The 16,865-nt window shown below is 75.7% G+C and carries 16 protein-coding genes; 10 read left to right on the top strand and 6 right to left on the bottom strand.

Going from position 1 to position 16,865, the window contains the following annotated elements; all coding sequences use genetic code 11:
- Window positions 1-1,153 precede the first annotated feature (1,153 nt).
- The 5 genes from ACZ6K0_RS38805 (at window position 1,154) to ACZ6K0_RS38785 (ending at window position 3,390) form a co-directional block, all read left to right on the top strand.
- Window positions 1,154-1,393, top strand: coding sequence for a hypothetical protein (locus ACZ6K0_RS38805; protein ID WP_210978058.1), 240 nt, complete (start codon window positions 1,154-1,156; stop codon window positions 1,391-1,393).
- Between the two features lie 85 nt (window positions 1,394-1,478).
- Entirely contained in the window at window positions 1,479-1,673 is a 195-nt protein-coding gene (locus ACZ6K0_RS38800) for a hypothetical protein (RefSeq protein ID WP_469578407.1), read from the top strand.
- Window positions 1,674-1,770: 97 nt separating this feature from the next.
- Window positions 1,771-2,043 carry a hypothetical protein gene (locus tag ACZ6K0_RS38795; protein ID WP_469578405.1) on the top strand — a complete coding sequence of 91 codons (273 nt, stop codon included), beginning with the start codon at window positions 1,771-1,773 and terminating at the stop codon, window positions 2,041-2,043.
- A 72-nt stretch (window positions 2,044-2,115) separates the two neighbouring features.
- Window positions 2,116-2,481, top strand: coding sequence for a hypothetical protein (locus ACZ6K0_RS38790; RefSeq protein WP_469578403.1), 366 nt, complete (start codon window positions 2,116-2,118; stop codon window positions 2,479-2,481).
- A 210-nt stretch (window positions 2,482-2,691) separates the two neighbouring features.
- Complete coding sequence (locus ACZ6K0_RS38785; protein WP_469578400.1) at window positions 2,692-3,390, top strand: hypothetical protein; 699 nt, start codon at window positions 2,692-2,694, stop codon at window positions 3,388-3,390.
- Between the two features lie 210 nt (window positions 3,391-3,600).
- On the opposite strand, the gene ACZ6K0_RS38780 is transcribed toward ACZ6K0_RS38785, so the two are convergent.
- A complete protein-coding gene (locus ACZ6K0_RS38780; protein WP_469578397.1) occupies window positions 3,601-4,554 on the bottom strand; it encodes a transcriptional regulator in 954 nt (317 codons plus the stop codon).
- 252 nt (window positions 4,555-4,806) lie between these two features.
- Here ACZ6K0_RS38780 and ACZ6K0_RS38775 point away from each other — a divergent pair, with 252 nt between their 5' ends.
- On the top strand, window positions 4,807-5,334 hold the full coding sequence (locus ACZ6K0_RS38775) for a hypothetical protein (RefSeq protein ID WP_469578395.1): 528 nt from the start codon (window positions 4,807-4,809) through the stop codon (window positions 5,332-5,334).
- 318 nt (window positions 5,335-5,652) lie between these two features.
- Window positions 5,653-6,237 (top strand): hypothetical protein, encoded by a 585-nt coding sequence (locus tag ACZ6K0_RS38770; RefSeq protein WP_469578392.1) that lies wholly within the window; start codon window positions 5,653-5,655, stop codon window positions 6,235-6,237.
- Between the two features lie 215 nt (window positions 6,238-6,452).
- Here the strand turns inward: ACZ6K0_RS38770 and ACZ6K0_RS38765 are convergent, their stop codons facing one another.
- Both ACZ6K0_RS38765 and ACZ6K0_RS38760 read right to left on the bottom strand, forming a co-directional pair.
- Window positions 6,453-7,244 (bottom strand): hypothetical protein, encoded by a 792-nt coding sequence (locus tag ACZ6K0_RS38765; RefSeq protein WP_469578389.1) that lies wholly within the window; start codon window positions 7,242-7,244, stop codon window positions 6,453-6,455.
- Between the two features lie 476 nt (window positions 7,245-7,720).
- Window positions 7,721-7,957: a hypothetical protein gene (locus ACZ6K0_RS38760; protein ID WP_469578387.1), complete on the bottom strand. Its 237-nt coding sequence runs from the start codon at window positions 7,955-7,957 to the stop codon at window positions 7,721-7,723.
- A 164-nt stretch (window positions 7,958-8,121) separates the two neighbouring features.
- Between ACZ6K0_RS38760 and ACZ6K0_RS38755 the strand changes: the two genes are divergently transcribed.
- On the top strand, window positions 8,122-8,715 hold the full coding sequence (locus tag ACZ6K0_RS38755; protein ID WP_469578384.1) for a hypothetical protein: 594 nt from the start codon (window positions 8,122-8,124) through the stop codon (window positions 8,713-8,715).
- Window positions 8,716-9,693: 978 nt separating this feature from the next.
- On the opposite strand, the gene ACZ6K0_RS38750 is transcribed toward ACZ6K0_RS38755, so the two are convergent.
- Window positions 9,694-12,168 carry a hypothetical protein gene (locus ACZ6K0_RS38750; protein WP_469578382.1) on the bottom strand — a complete coding sequence of 825 codons (2,475 nt, stop codon included), beginning with the start codon at window positions 12,166-12,168 and terminating at the stop codon, window positions 9,694-9,696.
- Window positions 12,169-12,513: 345 nt separating this feature from the next.
- Between ACZ6K0_RS38750 and ACZ6K0_RS38745 the strand changes: the two genes are divergently transcribed.
- Together ACZ6K0_RS38745 and ACZ6K0_RS38740 are read left to right on the top strand one after the other, a co-directional pair.
- On the top strand, window positions 12,514-13,590 hold the full coding sequence (locus ACZ6K0_RS38745) for a hypothetical protein (protein WP_469578379.1): 1,077 nt from the start codon (window positions 12,514-12,516) through the stop codon (window positions 13,588-13,590).
- Between the two features lie 698 nt (window positions 13,591-14,288).
- Complete coding sequence (locus ACZ6K0_RS38740; protein WP_469578376.1) at window positions 14,289-14,453, top strand: hypothetical protein; 165 nt, start codon at window positions 14,289-14,291, stop codon at window positions 14,451-14,453.
- Window positions 14,454-14,595: 142 nt separating this feature from the next.
- Here the strand turns inward: ACZ6K0_RS38740 and ACZ6K0_RS38735 are convergent, their stop codons facing one another.
- The gene (locus tag ACZ6K0_RS38735) at window positions 14,596-15,078 is read right to left on the bottom strand and encodes a hypothetical protein (RefSeq protein ID WP_469578373.1); all 483 of its coding nucleotides are present in this window, start codon (window positions 15,076-15,078) and stop codon (window positions 14,596-14,598) included.
- A gap of 646 nt (window positions 15,079-15,724) precedes the next feature.
- Window positions 15,725-16,603, bottom strand: a complete 879-nt coding sequence (locus tag ACZ6K0_RS38730) for a hypothetical protein (RefSeq protein WP_469578370.1) — start codon at window positions 16,601-16,603, stop codon at window positions 15,725-15,727.
- Window positions 16,604-16,865 lie beyond the last annotated feature (262 nt).

Here is a 16,865-nt window from a genome sequence, read left to right as displayed (position 1 = left end):
CCCAGCTACGCTGGGTAACCACCGGCCTTCGGCCGGGGTTGCTCGGGCCTTCGGCCCTTCGCGAGTGACTACGGGCAAACTCCCGTGCTTCGCACGGGAGTTGCGGGGCCTCCGGCCCCGCCGGGGTCGGTGCGTGGGGGCGTGGCCCGAGGGCTGGCGCCCTCGGGGTGGCCGGGTGGGGCGCTCCGCGCCCTGGGTCGTGGGTGGGGCAACTCCTCCGCTGTGCTGCGGAGTTGGGGTGATGGAGGGTGTGCCGGGGGCTGTCGCCCCCGGAGGGGAGGGGTGTAGGGGCGCTCCGCGCCCCGGAGTTGTTGGGTGGTCAACTCCTCCGCTGCGCTCTGGAGTTGGGTGGGCTGTCTGGTTGGTGTTTGCTGTCGGGATTGTTGGATGGGTGGTGTGTGGGTGTCGGTTTCTGACTACTGAAGGTGACGGGTGCTGGTGTGCTGGTTGATCTTGGAGGGACCCTCGCGCTCTCCTCCTCCTCGGTCAGGAAGGGCCGGCGGGGGTTCGGGGGCTACTTTGCAAAGTTCAAAGACCCGGCTGTCGCGGGCGCTCTCTGGCTGAATCGGGGGTCGGGGTCTCCGGTGCCCGGGGCGGGTGCCGGTCTCGGTGAGCGTCGGGGGGTGGGGCGCGGGCGGCGTCGGTGTCGGCGTGCGGCGGAGCCGCACGGCGCGCGTCGGCGGCCTTCGGCCGACCTCGGTGGTGGTGGGGGTCTCCGCAGGTGAGAGGGGGGACACCACGGTTCGATGCACGTAGTGGTTCAGGCCCGGCGGGCCAGGGGGGCGCGGCGGCCGGTGCGGTCGGCGCGCGCCGAGGGGCGGCGGGTCTCCAGCAGGGCGTTCTCCTCGGCTTGAGCGGCGGTGAGCGCCGCCAGGCCCGCCGCCTGCTCTGTGGGCGCGCGCCTGGTGCAGCAGGAGCGGGGTCTCGTCTGTAACGGCCGGTACGGCGCAGCGGCCGTGCGGGCCCTGCTCGGCGCTGTACGCGGCGGCCGGGAGCAGCGGCATCTCGTCGAACCGAAGGTGGGCGCCGGCGGGCCACTGCGGCGTCGCCCGTGGGCTCGTCCCTCCGGGCCCTGAGTCAATAACTTTGATCTTACCCCTAATTAGAGTACACTAGTGAATACAGTTCGCACCTGAGCCGCCTGGAGCCCCCCATGCTGAACCCCGGCCCGAACTTCCGCCGGATCACCTGCCCCGAGTGCCACAAGGGCACGATCGTCCTCGCCTCCGGCACGGCGCGGTTCCAGTGCAGCCGCCTGCGCCAGGTGATCGACGGCTTCAAGGTCGGCAACTGCGACTTCGCCACGCGCGAGCGCACCGAGATCCCCGTCGAGCCCGGCGAGCAGGTCGTCGTCGTGGACTTCACGCCCTTCGCCAAGCTCACCGCTCCCTGATACCCGCCGCGAGCCGGTGGCGCAACGACCCGCACACCATCCCGCCGGTGGCTTCCCGTCACCCCACCCGACAAGGGGGCACAGCATGAGGTCCGCACCCGTCCCGCGCACCGGCCGCACCAAGCGACGCGAGTACCGCCACGCCCGGACCGGGACCGTGAGCAGCAAGGTGCTCCCCCACCGGTACGGCGACGAGGGCGAGAAGGGCCCCAAGTACCGCCGCCAGATCCGGCGCCGCGAGGAGCGCCTCTGGCGCCGCGCCATGGCCCCCGCCGCCTGACCGATCCCGGCGCGGCGTCCGCCGCCGAGCCACTGACCGAGCCGGGCCACGGCAGGCCCCCGGCACCCCACCCTGCACAGAACCGGAGACCCACCCGATGGACACCGCCACCCCGAAGCCCGACACCGCAGTCCTCTGGCAGAACCTCGCGGGCGCCCTGAACGACCTCGTCGCCGCCGGCCTCCACCCCACCTTCCACGACCGCTACGGCACCGAGAACGACTGGCGGCGGCAGCCGTACGCCTCCGGCAACCACGGCGACAGCCCGTGGGTCGTCTTCGACCTGCGCGAAGGCCAGTACATGGTCACGACGCGCGAACGCACCCTCGCCGGGGAGCACTCCCGCCGCCCCCGCCGCAAGCGCCGCTGACCCCCGCCGCCCCGGGACGACCGGCACCATCCCTTCCCACGACCCCGTCACCGCCTCCAGGAGCCGCCCCGCATGGGCCCGTACGCCAACCCCAGTCAGCCCCGCCGCTCCCCCGCCGTCGACACCCTGCGCGCCCTCGTCCCCGGCAACGCCGACGTGATCCGTGTGCGCGCCGCCACCCCGGCCGCCGCCACCGGCTGGACGTGGACACAGGCCGAGGTCCTCAGCGCCTACCAGTGGCCGCCCTACCCCGGCGAACTGCTCCTGCCTCTCGCTCACACCGCCGACGACAGCACGCACGCCAGCCTGACCCTCTGCGAGTTCCTCGCCAAGCACCAGAGCACGGGCAACGTCCGCCTCGTGCGCGCCAGCGACGCCACGTACACCTTCAGCATCATCCTCAGCCGCCCCCGCTGGGAGGACTGGGACGAGGTGTGAGCGGCCCTTGGGCCCGGCCCGGGCCGGGCCGGTCGCTACGATGACCGTGCACCACAGGGCAACCGCGCCGCGCCCGGTCCACCACCACCTCGACGCCCACACCGCCGCAGGGGACCAAGACGTCTGCGACTCGCGCGAGCAGCTGTGTCATGCCCTCCTCCCAGGACGGCCGGCGCGTGTGGGGCAGCAGGCCGGACGAGGACCGACGACATGACCGACCGCCGCAACCGCGAGAACACCCGCGCCGTACGCGCCTACCAGCGGGCTCACCCCGGCACCACCCTGGGCCAGGCCCGCCGCGCCGTCGCCGACCGCGCCGGCCGCCGGCCCGCTCTCCCCGGCCGGATCCCCGACGCTCCCCTGCCCCGCCCCGCCGAGCGGCTCGACGGCTACGTGCAGCGCGTCGCCGCCGCGGCCGGCGTCCAGCGGCACCGCGCGATGGAACTCCTCGGCCTTCAGCCCGGCACCTCGGCCACCGCGCGCCTGGACGACCTCGCCGACGGACTGGACGAGCACACCGTCCGGGCCCTCGTCGCCGCCACCGGCATGACCCCCGGCCAGGCCCGCGCCCTCGCCGCCCCGCCCACCGCCGCCGGCCGGATCCCGGACCTCGAGAACCTGGCGCACCGGCTGCTGCAGGACAAGCACCTGCGGCCCGGAGGCGCCGGCAAGACCCGTACGGACGCGCCCGGCCTCGCCCGGCTCCTCGCCCAGACGTATGGACCGCGGGTCCTCCCCGTCGACCTGCCCGTCCACGAACTCCTCGCGGCCCCCTACCGCCCGGCCATCGTCGACCTGGACTGGCCCTTCGACGCCCCCAGGCCCGTCGACCCCGAGGTCTTCGACGAGGTCGCGACGGCCCTCGGCATCGGACAGGACACCGGCCCGGGCACGCCCCAGGACGAGTAGCAGCCCGCGCGGCCCCGCCCGCAGGGGCGGGGCGCAGCGGCCCGCCCGGTCGCGTCCGGCCCCGCAGTATCACCGCCGGCGGGCCCCGGCGCTCGTGCCGGGAACGGCCAACACCCGCACCAGGCGGTGGGGTTGCCGGCACCGCAACACCTCGCTGGCGGCGGGCGGCGCGGGACCGGCAGCCGGGGCATCGGCGGCTCCCTTCGCAGGTCACACAGGGGACACCACGGTGCGGGCCACGAAGTCGCCCAGGCCCGGCAGTCCGGGGCGCAGCTCGGCGACGTGCGCGGTCAGCGCGCGGACCGCGGGCCGGCGGGCCTCCAGCGGGGCGGCGGCCTCGACCAGGCGCAGCTGGGTGAAGGCGCCGGCCGCGTCGCCGGCGTCGAGCAGGGCGCGGGCGGTGTCGGTGGCGGCGCGGGCGCGGCGCTCGGCGGTGGGCAGACGGTCGGGGCGCAGCCGGCGGGCGTGGGCGAGGGCGGTGTCGACGTCGCCGAGGTGGCGGTGGATCCCGATCCCGTAGAGGGCGCACTGGCCGGCGGTCAGCTCCCGGGGGCGGCCGGGGGTGTGCGGGTGGCGGGCGAGACGGAGGGTGTCCTCCTCGGCCTGGGCGGCGAAGTCGCGGGCGAGGGCGGGCCGGTGGGCCTGGGCGGCGGTGTAGGCGGCGGTGAGCGCCGCCAGGCCCGCCGCCTCCAGCTCGGCGGCCGTGGGCCGGGAGCCGGACAGCAGGTGGGCGCGCGCCTCGGCGAGCAGGAGCAGGGCCTCGTCGGTGCGGCCGGTGCGGCGCAGCGGGGTCGCGGCCGCGCGGGCCGCGGCGGCGAGCACCACCGGATCGCCGGAGCGCCGGGCTGCGGCGCCGGCTTGCTCCGCGAAGGCGCCGGCGGGGCCGGTTCGGCCCTGCTTGACGGCGAGCTGGGAGGCGAGCACCCACACACCGGCCGCGCGGGCGGCGCCCGCCGGGCCCTGCTCGGCGCTGCGCGCGGCGGCCAGGAGCAGCGGCAGCACCTCACCGAGCCGCGTGTAGGCGCCGGCGGCGAACAGCCGGCGGGCCGCGGCGACGTCGCCGGCGGACAGTCCCGGCTCGGCGGCCGCCCACGCCGGGGCGGGTCCGGCGACGGCGCCGGCTCCGAGGGCAACTCCCGCCACCAGCACTCTCCGTCGCTTCACACCCGCCCCTTTCCTCCTGGACGCCGTCGGCGGCCCGGCCGCGGCTTCGTCACGACGCTACGGCCGGGCGGGCCGACAGGACAGGGCGCACGCGCCGGCCGTACACGCCCCCGGCGCGACCTCCCGGGGCGCTGCCGGTGCGGCCGGGCCCGGACAGGGTGGCCTGGTTCGCCCGGGGCCGTAACCGGCCGGACGACTCGTCGTTGAAGGTGCGGAGCCCTGCCCGCCTACTCGCCGCCGCCGGAGTTGCCCGTGCCCGTCCTCACGGCCCCGCCCGCGCGGCCCGACCTCGCGCCCACCGGGAACCGCGGCCCGGTCGAACAAGCCGTGGTCGAGAGCGCGCTCGCCGCGGCCGGGCCCGAGACGCTGGTGCGCACCGACGTGCCCCAACCCGACGGCTCTGTACGCCTGTACGCAGCCTGGACCGACCGGGGCGGGCCCCTGGCCGACCACATCGACCGCCTGGCGCTCGCGCGCGGGCTGGACGCCTGGTCCTGGGTCGAGATCCTCACCCACAACCAGCACACCACCCACCGCGGCCGGATCGAGGTACGCACCCACCCCCTGCGGCAGATCCTCGCCGACGTCGAACGCGGCCACCGCGGCAACGAGGAGTACCGGGCCGGCTTGGCCCGGCTGCTGGCCGACGACGCCCAGCGGGCCGGCCAGGCGCCGCTGCCCGCGCCCGGCCTCCCCGCCTGGGCCGGCGTCGGTCCCCAGCTGTGGCACCGCTACACGGGAGGCGGCATGGTCGTCGAGCGGCACTGGCTCGGACGCTGAGACCAGGCGCGCACCGCCCCACCGCGCCGCAGGGGCATCGTCAGCCCGGGTCCCGACCGCGCCGCCCTGACTGAGCTCGGTTGGAGGCGGCGGCGCCTGCGTGTGGAAGAAGGGGCTTCACGAGCGGTGCGCACCTGGCATCCTGGTGCTGAGCCGGGCAGCCCCGGCCCTTCTGCCCGCGTACGCGGGATGGCTCCCGCTAGGAGCACTGCTCTTCTGCTTCCCGCTTGAGCGGGGACGGCGTCACCAGGCGAACGCACCGGCCACCGTGTGCGGCCTGGACGCTTACCCACCCCCGTCGTAGCCAGGAAGGCCGCCATGCCCGAAGAGACCGTCCCGCCCAGCTCGCCCAGTCCTCTCGACCAGACCCTGGCCACGCTCGCCGCGGCATACCCCGGCCTGCGGCAGTCCGAGCCGTACAAGATCGCCGCCCAGCTCGCCGATGTGAGGCTCACCTCGCAGCGCACCGCCCGCTTCACGTGGGCCGGCTACGAGGTCCACGTGCGTGTCGGCGAGGCGGATCACCTCGACCGCGACAACCCCGACAGCACCGCTCTGTACCGGGAGGTCCGCGCCTTCGCGACCCTTCTCGTCCCCGGGACGGTCGCGGTGGACGGGATCGGGCATGTCGAGTGGGAGATGGCCAACCCCCGGGCGGAGATGGCGTTCCCGGCCGCGTTCGCTGTGGCGGCCGCGGACCGGAATGGCCCGCGGTTCGCCGCCGCCGTCCTGTCGACCGTGGCGAAGGCGCTCGGCTACGCCCGCCTGGCGACCGAGCACGCGGTCGTCCAGGCGGAGCAGGCCGCGGACGAGGTCCGGTGGGAGAGCGAGCGTCCGGAGGGGATCAACCCGCGCAAGTGGCTCCGGGACAAGCGGGCGCAGCGGGATGCGGCGACGTCGTAGGCCCCAGGGCGCCGCCGCCCCCGGTCCGCTCCTCGCCCTCCGGGAAACGGCCGGCGTGCCCAGCCGGCCGGACGCGGGGCCGAGTCCGTCCCGGCGTCCTGCGGGTGGGGCCGGTGCCGGCATCCGACGGTGCCGCGCCCAGCTGCTCGGCGTGCTCCGATCCGTTCCTTCCGGCGCCGCGGCCGGCGGCGTGGGGCGCGGATCCTGCCGGCGGTTCAGCCGGCGGCGGTCTCCTCCGGCGCTGCAGGCGCGTCCTGCTGGTCCTGGGCCGGCGGCAGGTACTCGGCGAGGATCCGCTCGAGCGCCCCGTAGAACGCGCCGGCCCGGGCGCTGCTCGTACTCCCGAAGGCCTCCCGCTCGGTGGTCAGCAGCAGCAGCCAGTGTGCGCCGGTCATCCGCATCCGCTGGGCGGCCCGTACCGCGGACAGCACACGGCGCTGCTCCTTCGCCTTCAACGGCCCGCGCACCGGGGTCACCAGCTGGTGCGCGGGGATCCGCAACGCCTGGCGCAGGTGGAGCGGCACCTCGCCCCAAAACGGGTCGTCCTCCCCGGGCAGCACCCGCCCCCGGGCAGGCCCCGTCTGCGCCCTCACCGGCGGCGCGGACCCGGCCTCCGAAGGCCCCGCGGCCCGGAGCGGTGCTGTCTGCCCGGCCGCGGGCTCCGGCATCACGGCGCCGTCACCCTCCCCGCCCCCGGCCTCGGGGGAGGCGCAGGAGCCGGCACGGATGTGAGTAGCCAGTCCCGCCGGCGCCCCCGCGTACGAGCACCTCTCGCAGCGCACCCAGCCGGCCTGATCGACCGCCTCCTGGACCACCGAGCGCTCCGGCCCGAACCCCGCCTCGACCAGCCGCTGCGGCAGGCTCAGTCCTCCCTCGACCGCGCGCAGCGCACCGGCGGCCGTGATGTCGTGCCCAGGCACGAACCACCGGCCGATCCCCACCTCCGCGCCGCAACCGCAGAAGCAGTCGCCGGTCGGTACCAGCCGCTTTTTCTTCGTCTCCGTCACAGTCGCAGGACCCTAGTGGCCTCATAAGGCCGAGGTCAGCGCAACCACGCCTCCGGACCGGAATCGTCCGAAAGCGACCAGATGAACATCGAGCATGTCCGTTGAGTGCTCCATACGTGCTTGTGCTGCGAGGGCTGCCAGCTCGGCAGATCAGCAGGCAGGCCGGTCGAGCTGGGGTGGCGTGCCTGGAGGGCGCGGTGAGAAGGCGCGCAGGTTGGTCGTGGCATCACAGCGCGCTGTTGGGGCGTGCTTATGTGGCTTGACCAGCTGTTTCGCTCTCTGGCCTGCTTGAGTAGCCCGCCGACATGACGCGCGGCTCCCGGCGCCGGGCGGCCGCCCTCGCGAAGCCGGCGGGCGGGTCCGGGGCCGTCGGGGGTGAGCGCGGCGGCCACGAGGGCGTACGGCGTGGACGGCCGGCAGTGCGGGGCTCGGGCGACGGACACGGGCAGTTCGGACAACGGGGCGGCGCGCGGGCGTCAGCCGGCCGTCGGCGCCGTCCGCGCGAGGTCGATCTCCCCGGCCTCCACCAGCGCCCGGCGCAGCCGCTCCGTGCCGGCGGGACGGTCGGGGGCGGGCAGGGCCTCGGCGGCCAGGAGCAGGGCTCGGGCGTGCGCGCGAACCTCGACGTCGTGCCAGGGGTCGGGGGCGGGGCGGGTGAGCAGGTCCGCGGCCAGGAGCAGGGCGTCGTTCTCGCGCGGGCCGGCGGCAGCCACACCTCGTCGTCGAGTGCGATTTCGGCGAAGTCGCCGGCGGCGGCGAGCGCGCCGGGCGGCAGGTCGGCGTCCAGCGCCGCGGTCCACCACCGTGCTGCCGCTGCCACCGCGGCGCGGGCGGCCGGCTCCAGCGGGGCGCCTGCGGGTTCCGGCCGGCGCGGGGCGTGCGCGGCGAGCGCGGCCAGGAGCTGGGATGCCGCGGCCGCGCCGTCGGGGCCGGCGGCCAGTTGGGTCCAGGCGGCCACCGGATCGCCCAGGACGTCGGTGTCGGTGAGCAGAGCGTGGGCGAGGTGCCGGTCGGCGCCGGGAAGGTGCCCGCGCACCGCGTCGAGGAGCCGGCCGGGGCCGAGGGCAGTCAGCAGCAGCGGGTCGTGCCCGCCCCAGCGCAGCCACGCGGCGGCCGGCGTCGCCCGGCCGGGGGTGAGGGCGTACAGCTCGGGGTGGGCGGCGGTGAACTCGCCGGCGTGGCGGTGCAGGAACGGCAGGTGCACGCCGATCGCGGTGGCGACCGCTTCGTCGTCGCCTCGCGCGGCCAGCGCGCCGGCGACCAGGCCGAGGACGTCGTCGGGGACCGCGGCGCCCGTACGGGCGAGGGCGGCGGCGTACTCCAGCAGGCATCCCAGCGCACGCACCGCCGGGTCCGAGCCGAGCAGGCCCCCGGCCGGGTCGTGTTCCCCGCCGGCGGCCAAGCCCTCGTCGAGCGCGGGTGCGGCGCAGCGCGAGGGCGGCGCGCGCCGCCCGCGACGGCGGCGAGGTAGAACGCACCGAGCTCCGCCCGGCCCAGAGCGGCGAGGACGGCGGGGACGTCGGCGGTCCAGGCGGCCGGGCCGGCTTCGACGAGGCGGTGCAGCACGATCGCGTACCCGTCGGCGCCGGCGTCCTCGGCGGCGCGCGGATCGGGGGGCCCGGCCGGCTGCAGGCGGCGCACCGCGGCGAGCAGCGGGCCGAACCCGGTGAGCAGCGGCGCGGGCAGGAGAGGGGACCAGTCCCACACCCGCAGCCAGGACGCGAGCGGCTCCACCGTGCCGTCGACCCGCTCGGCGCCGGCGGGCAGCACGTGCTCCACCTCGGCGGCCGCGGGTGCGGGTCCGAGCGCCGCCCGGGCCCGCCGGTGAAGGTCGGCGGCGCGCTCGGGCGGGCAGTTCGTGAGCACGAGGCCGACCAGCCGGGCGCCCTCCGGGGTTGGGCGGCCGGCCAGCAGCCGCACCGGGCCTCGACCGCCCGGTCCCACCACTCCCCCGTCCCCGCCGCGTTGGAGGAAGTCCCGGTGCCCAAGCCCGCGGCGTGGGGCGGGTGCGCGGCCAGGTGCGCGGCAAGCAGGCGGGCGTGCAGGTGCGCGTCGGCCTGCTCGATCCGGGGCCACGCCCGCAGCCGCTCCGTGAGCGGGAGGCCGGCCGGGCACCAGCAGCCGGCGAGGCGGCGGCACGACAGCGGGCCGGGCACGGCCGGGACGGCGCCCGGACCACACGGGACCAAGAAGGGCCGGGCGGACGGCTTGGCCTTTGGCGCTGCCGAGGGAAGGCCGGTGTCACGCTGTCACGCTTCACCGCCCCGCTTCCGCTCGGCGGGCATCGGTGCAGCTCAGAGGGCATGCGAGTGGAGCGTGACACTGCAGCGTGACACCCGTGGTTGCCGCGGGGCAGGAGGGGACACCATGCGGGCACCGGCGTTCCGCCCTCGGAGGCGGCGTGCCGGTCGGCTCCCGCCGACGCGGCCGCGTTCTGCCTGCCCGGCGGTCAGCCAGCCGCCGAAGCCGGCCGGGCGAGGTCCACCTCGCCGGCTTCGACCAGGGCCCGGCGCAGCTGTTCCGCCTCGGCAGGCTGCTCGGTCTCGGGCAGCGCTGCGGCGGCCTGGAGCAGGGCCCGAGCGTGACGGCGGACGTCGGTGTCGTACGCGGGTTCGGGGGCGGGGCGGGTGAGCAGGTGCGTGGCCAGGAGCAGGGCGTCGGGCTCGCGCGGGTGCGCGGCGGCGCGTTCGGCGACCTTGCCGGCATCGCTCTGGGCCGGGGAGTGGGCGGCGCTGCGCCGGGCCAGGGGCAGCCACACCTCGTCCGGCAACGCTGCGGCGAAGTCGCCGGCGCCCGCGAGCGCGCCGGGCGGCAGGCCGGCCTCCAGGGCGGCGGTCCACCACACCTGTTCGGTGTCCGCCGCGGTCCGGTCGGCCGGGCTCATCACGGTGAAGAGGGCCAGGTACCCGAGGAAGCCGGAAGCGGCCTCGGCGCCGCCCGGGCCGGCGGCCAGCTCACGCCAGGCGGCCGTGGGGTCGCCGAGCAGGTCGGCCTGGCCGGTCAGCAGCGCGTGCACCACGCGGAACGCCGCGCCGCCGGACGGTTCCTCGCGCAGGACGGCCAGGAGCTGGCCGCGGTCCAGGGCGGTGAGCAGCAGCGGATCGTGGCGGCCTTCGTGCAGCCACGCGGCGGCCGGCGAAGGGCGGCCGGGGGCGAGCGCGTACACCTCGGGGTGGGCGGCGGTGAAGGCGGTGGCGCGCCGGTGCAGGAGGGGCAGGTGCGCGCCGAGCACGCCGGCGACCGCCTCGTCGCCGTCGCGGGCGGTCAGGACGGCGGCGACCAGGTCCAGGACGTCGCCGGGCATCTGGCCGTCCTGGGAGGCGTGGGCGGCGGCGTAGTTGAGGAGGCAGTCCAGCGCGCGCACCGCCGGGTGGGACTCCAGCAGGCCCGCGGGCAGCTCCTGTTCCTCACCGGCCGCGCGGCCGGCCGGCCGGTCGGCGGGGGTTTCCGGATCGCCGGCCGCCGCCGGGGTCGGCGCCGGGGCGGCCGGGCGGGTGAGGGGTTCGGCGAGGGTGTGCAGCCGGTCCAGGACCGTCGGGAGGTGACCGCCGAGGTCGCCGCCGGTGCGCCACACGAAGGTCAGCAGGCCGGACCACGCCCGGCCGGCGTACTCGCCCGCGTCCGGGACGTGCGGCTCGGCGGGAGCGGGCAGGGTGCGGCTGAGCATGAGCGCGGCGAGCACGGCTTCGGCCGGGCCGTCGGGGAAGGCCTCGGGACGGCGCGCGGCGGCCGCGACGGCGGCGAGGTAGAACGCGCCGAGCTCCGGCAGGATGAGCGCGGTCAGTACGGCGGGGACGTCGGCCGTCCAGGCGGCCGGGTCGGCCGCCACCAGGCGCTGCAGCACGATCGCGTAGCCGGTGGCGCCCGCGTCCGGGGCGCCGGCCAGGGCGGCCGCGGCCGCGAGCGGGCCGGCCGCGGCGGCTCGCTCCCGCAGGTCCTCCAGTTCGAGGGCGGTGTGATGACGCGACCGGGGGCGGGCGGCACACCGGGGGTCGGGCGGCCCGTTGGGCCGGGCCCGGTGCAGCGCGGCCGGTAGCGGGCCGAAGTCGGCCAGCAGGGGCGCGGGCAGGATCGGGGACCAGGCCCTGGCCCGCTCGGCGTCGGCGGGCAGGACCTGCTCCCCCTCGGCGGCCGCGGGTGCGGAGCCGAGCGCTTGACGGGCCCGCCGGTGAAGGTCGGCGGCGCGCTCGGTCGGGCAGGTGGTGAGCACGAGGTCGACCAGGCGGGCGCCTTCCGGCGTCGGGGGGCCGGTGAGCAGCCGCAACGTGGCCTCGACCGCCAAGTCCCACCACTGCCCCGCTCCTTCGTCCCCGGCCCCGGCCACGGCGCCGGGGGGCGGCGGGTGGGCGGCCAGGTGGGCGGCGAGTACCCGGTCGTGCACTGATGCGTCCGCAGCCGCGATCCTCGGCCACGCCCGCAGGCGGTCGGCCAGCGGCAGGCCGGCCGCGGCGTCCGCCGCGGCGAGGTCGAGGACCGCGCGGGCCAGCAGCGGGCCCATGTCCAGCACCGGGCCCAGGAAGAGCGTGGCGTCAAGGACGCGGACCTCGTCCAGGTCGACGAACGAGGGCCAGGGCCGCCGGCCGGACGTTTCGATGTCGCGGCGCAGCAGGCCCGCCAGCGCGCCGCGGACCGCCCGGGCCCACCGGAACGACTCACCGCCGGCGTCGGCGTGGACGGTCACCACCAGCTCCCGCAGCAGGCCCGTGATGTCGTGCTCGGGCAGGCGGGCCGCCCACTCCCGCTGCAGGACCTCGGTCAGCTCGGGCAGCGGCCGGCGTTCGGCGTGCGCGCGCCGGTGCTCGTCCCGGTAGGCCCGGTGGCCGGCGTGGGTGAGGTCGACGGCGTCCTTCAGCAGCTCCTCGGCGACCAGGACCCACTCGCCGTCCCGGGCGGGCAGCGGGAGGGTGCCCGCCCAGCAGGCCACGAGCCGGCGCGGCGGGGGCGGCGGGAAGCGGACGCCGGGACGGACGGCAGGATGATCCGCTCGGAGAACATCTGGCCCGCGCGAGGGGAAGTGGAGCAACCAGGGCCCGCGTCCTCAAAGACGCGGGCCCTGGTGCATTACTTCTTCCTTGTGGTGATGAAAGCGGCAAAGATGGTCGCTGTTGCGGTGATGACCGCAGCAAGAACGATCTCCACTCCTTCCCTCCCTTCCATCGCAGGTGATCCGGTGGCACTGACCACCTTGTCGTTAGGCGGGGAAGGGGTGGGGATCGTCTAAGAATCTGCATCCCGCGGTGGATGCTGTCCGCTGTCCCTAGGTGAGCGCATGGGAACGAAGAAGCCTCCTCAGGCTCTGCTCAGATTGCTACCCGCGGTTCACGCAGTGCTAGAGCGGCATGGCGCAGGTGCGAGCGGCTACTCGGAGGAGCGTCTCCGCCGCGATCGGCTGGACCGTCTGATTCCGCTGCCCGGGCGAGACGGGGTGACCGACGAAGAAGCTGAGCAGGCCATGCTCCTCGCTGCGATGACCCGTTCGAAGACTGGCCATTTATGCCCGGGGGTCCGCTGGTACCTGCTCGCACTGAGCCCGGAACCGAAGGCCACCGACGTTCTTCGGGGCCAACTCGAGCAAGCCCTTGACCGGGTGAAGCAGCGCGGCTTCAAGGTGCCGAAGCTGCCCACGCAGGGAGAGGAGAACGCCAGTGAACATCTGGATGAGTACGCTCTCAAGGCCGTAAGGGCGAGGCGTCAGTTCATGCTCTCCCTTGTGGCTCGTTTCGGCGAGGAACATGAGGGCAGCAAGGCAATCTTGAGCGAACTGGAACTGTTGTTCCCTTCGGCTGAGCTAGATCCTCGACGTCGGTCATCGGCCGCGGCGTTGCGGGAAGCAGGGAGAATCCTTTCGCATGCGTTCGGTCGGCCGCTGAGCCAGGAGGAGACGAGCCGCATCTTCAAGACGCAGGCCAAGGCGGGCAGCATGCTGCTGCCCTTGGTCGATGTGGTGATGGCTCAGCAAGCGGATCCAGGGTCCGTCGCCCGCATCACGGATCCTGCGTACGTGCGTGGACTTCTCCATAGCACGCGCGTTGACGATCTTCGCGCTGTCACGCTGACCTTCTACTCGCGCAGGCTCAACGGTCTCTCGGACCGTCACGATTACGCAGATCAAAGGTGCAAGCCGGCTTCCGACGCCGACGCCTGGACGTTGTGCGCCCTGCTCGAGCCGACTCATTCGTTTTTCTGGGAGCTTGCTGAGGGCTACAGCGGTGGCGCGATGAAGCACATCGTTCAGCAGATCGAGCGAACTATCAACGGGCAGACCGCGATGGGGGGCTTGAACAATGGTCTTCCCCGCTGTTCAAGACCAGATCGATCAGGCGACGCGGACAGGACGGGTTCGTGATGCGCACGATGCCCTAGCAGGACATGAAGCTGCACCGGCCCTAGCACCGCCTGGCCCTTGCCCCCGCGGGCTGGGACCGCGCCCAGGGGCCGCGTCGGCCAGCAGGCCGAGGCCCTGTTCGCCGTCGCCCCACGGCCACCCGCTCGCCAAGACCGGCCAGACCCGGCGTGCCCTCGGCGACCGCCCGAACGCCGCCCACCAGTGTCGGGCCCGGGGCGCGAAAGGGTCCGTCATCGCCCGGGCCTCTTGGGCGTGGTTCGTCGGGGGCTGGTCCAGCGCGGCGGGCATCCCGGTCAGGAGCAAGGGGTCGACTCCGGAAGGCGAGTCGGGACGGGCGACGGGGAAGGAAGCGTCTCGGCGATCGCGCCCCTGGGCAGGACCATCGCCTCTAGGCACCGTGAGACGGCGCGCCAGGGTGAGCACCGTCCGCCAGGCCTGGTCCCGGGCGCGCCGCCGGAAAGGCGGGGGATTCCCCGGCCTTCACCGACGCCCTGGTCGACGACGCCCTGCGCCGCATCGGCATCGCGACGGAGGCGTGCGGGGCGGCGAAGCACGCCGCAGGCCGCGTGGACCTGTTCCACCGCCTGTTCGCCGGCACCAGCGAAAGCGCCATACCCTGCCCCCTCCAACCGCGTAGCCACCCACCCCGAACCTGCCGCTGACCAGCTGGCCGCCCGCCCCCTGAAAGGACCGAGCTGATGACCTCGACTGACGTGATCACGTACGCCGGGCTGATCGCCTTCGCCCTCGGCGCAGTCGTTGCGCTCCACGGCTGGGCCAACCGTTCAGCCGCACCCATGCTCGCGGGGCTGGCGATGGCCGTGCCGGCTGGGGTGTTGTCCCTCATCATGTTGCGGCCCTGACCACGGGCAAACCTGGCCATCGCGCTTGTCCAGGACGCCGGCCGGCTCTTCCCGCCCGGGTCGGCCTTCCTCGTCGACAACCTCCCCTAGCCCCCCCGGACCTCGTAGCCGCCCGCCCCAGCCGCACCGCCCGTGCGCAGGCTCAGGAGCGGTGGCCGCCGAGGGTGGGCAGCCCGGCCGAGGCGGCCCGTTCGCTCCGCCCGCGGCGAGCGATATGGCTGTCCTTGAGGATCCGGCGGGCCCGGGCGCGCCACAGCCGGGCCTCCTGCGGCCGGCCTCGCGGTGTACGGCGGCGCGGGCCCGGGCCTCGGCGACGGACCCCACAGGCCCTTCCACCCGTACAGCCCCGTCGGCGCCCCGCAGGCACAGCACGAGGCGCCGCTCGGGCCCCGGCCTCGCCGAGGTCGCGCGCGTACACCCGGGCCCGGCTGCGGCCGGTGGGGATCTCGGCGAGGCGCTCCAGCTCCGGCCACGTGCTCGGCAACAGGACCTCCTGGAGCACCGCGCGCGGAGCCGGCCGCCAGGACGCCGCCCGCGGGCCGGAGTCCTCGCGGCGCACCCGCACGCCGATCACCGGCCAGCGGGCGCCGTCCCGGCCCGGGGGCCGGATCTCGACCTCGCCCACCTACTCCTCCCCCGCCGCGCAAATCGCCTCACCGCGGTATCGCCCCCGGGCCGGGGCTCCGCGGCGATGCTGGCGAGGACCCGCGGCGTGGAGGGGCGCAGGGCGTTGCCGCTGCCCGGCAACGCCAGCCCGCGCGCTCGGGCGCCGGTCAGGACCCGGGTGCGACAGCCCGATGCCAGCACGGTTCGGCCGAGCCGTACGGGCCCGCGACGAGGCGGTCATGGGCCGTCTCCGCCTGGGAGTTGCAGCAGGTGATGCAGGCCGGGGGGACACCACCGCGCGGTGCGGTGCGCCGCGGAGTTGCTCGGATCCGGCAGAGCGGAGCGCAGCCCCGCGGCCGGCGCCCGCACCGAGGACCAGCGCCCCGCTGACCGCCGACAACCAGGCGCACCCGGCACGGCCCGCACGGGGCGGCGTCAGAACGGAAGCCAGGACGGCGTCGGACCTCGTCGGACAGTTGGTCCTCGACGAGCCGGGAAACGCGGACCGTCGAATTCGGCCGAACAACGCCGAACAACTCCACCACCAGCAGCGATATGGGCGTACCGGCCGGGAGCAGCTGCCGGCGATCGGCGGTGCGAGGCCCGCCGGAACCGGGCCGCGCCCGGCGGGGAGGCGAACACGAGCGGGCGGGGAGGCGGGGTGATCACGTGCCGGCGCCGCCCGCAGGGTCCTGCCCCGCCAGCCGGCGGCGCGCCTCGTCGAGGACCGCGCGCAGCCGCGCACGCTGCCGCGCCTCCTCGGCGAGGCGGGCGGCGAGGACCGCGTGGTCGATGTACGGGGCGACGGCGGCGGCGACCAGGCGCTGGAGCTCGGCCGGATCGAGTGCCTCGACCTCCCACTGCACCGGGCGGGCCGCATCAAGCCGGTAGCGGCGGGCGAACGCGGGCCAGCGGGGATCGCCCGGCTTCCCTTCGGCCGGCGGCAGTTCGTGCTCGCGGACCTGGTCGTAGGTGAGCAGCACGCGTTCCACCGAGGCCCAGCAGGCGGTACGGGCCACCCAGTCACGCTCGATGTCGGCTCCGGAGGCGTCGAAGTCCCCGACGTAGAGCAGCACGGCCGGGCGCGGGTCGCGGGCGGTGCGCTCACGGACGACCTGGACGTAGCTCTGGCTGCCGAACCCCCGCACGACCAGGACGGGGATCCCGGACTCGGCCAGCCAGCCGGTGAGCTGAGCGCGCAGGGTGTCCTTCTCGCAGGCCACGTACACGGCCGCGGCCTGGCCGGCGGTGTGGTCCAGGCAGAACCAGGCGGGCGCCTCGTCCAGGAAGGCCCCGGCGTCCGGCCAGGCCAGCGGGACGTGGACCTCGCGCAGCGGGTCGATCAGGTCGGGAAACCCCTCCCCCCGGCAGGCGCGGGCAAGGCGCGCGGACAGGCGCCGGTAGGCGGGCGCGGTGTGCGGGATCACGGCCTCGGCCACCAGCCGGTAGTAGACCTGGCGCAGGGTGCAGCCGCCGACCGCGTCGTACCCGGTCACGATGACCGCGGCCCGGTCCACCACGTCCGCCCAGCAGAGTCTGCTCACACCGGTACATGTACCCCTCCCCCCTCGCCCCTCGCCCCGGGCCGCCACGGCGCTACGTGATCCGGGCCCGGGGGCAGCGCGGGGACGCCGCGGCGGCGAGGGGCCGGGTGGACGGCGATGTTCAGAAGTGTTCGGCGTTGTTCGCCGAACAATGCCGAACAACTCCCCCACCAGCAGCGATGCGCGGCGCTCCCCCAGCGGGGAGCAGCGGCCGACGAGCGGCGGTGCGCAGAGGTGGCCGACCCAGGCGGGCCGGACCGGC

This window comes from Streptomyces sp. NPDC042346 (assembly GCF_055581845.1).
The sequence above is the reverse complement of the archived record's forward strand: the minus strand, read 5'-3'. Positions and strand labels throughout refer to the sequence as shown.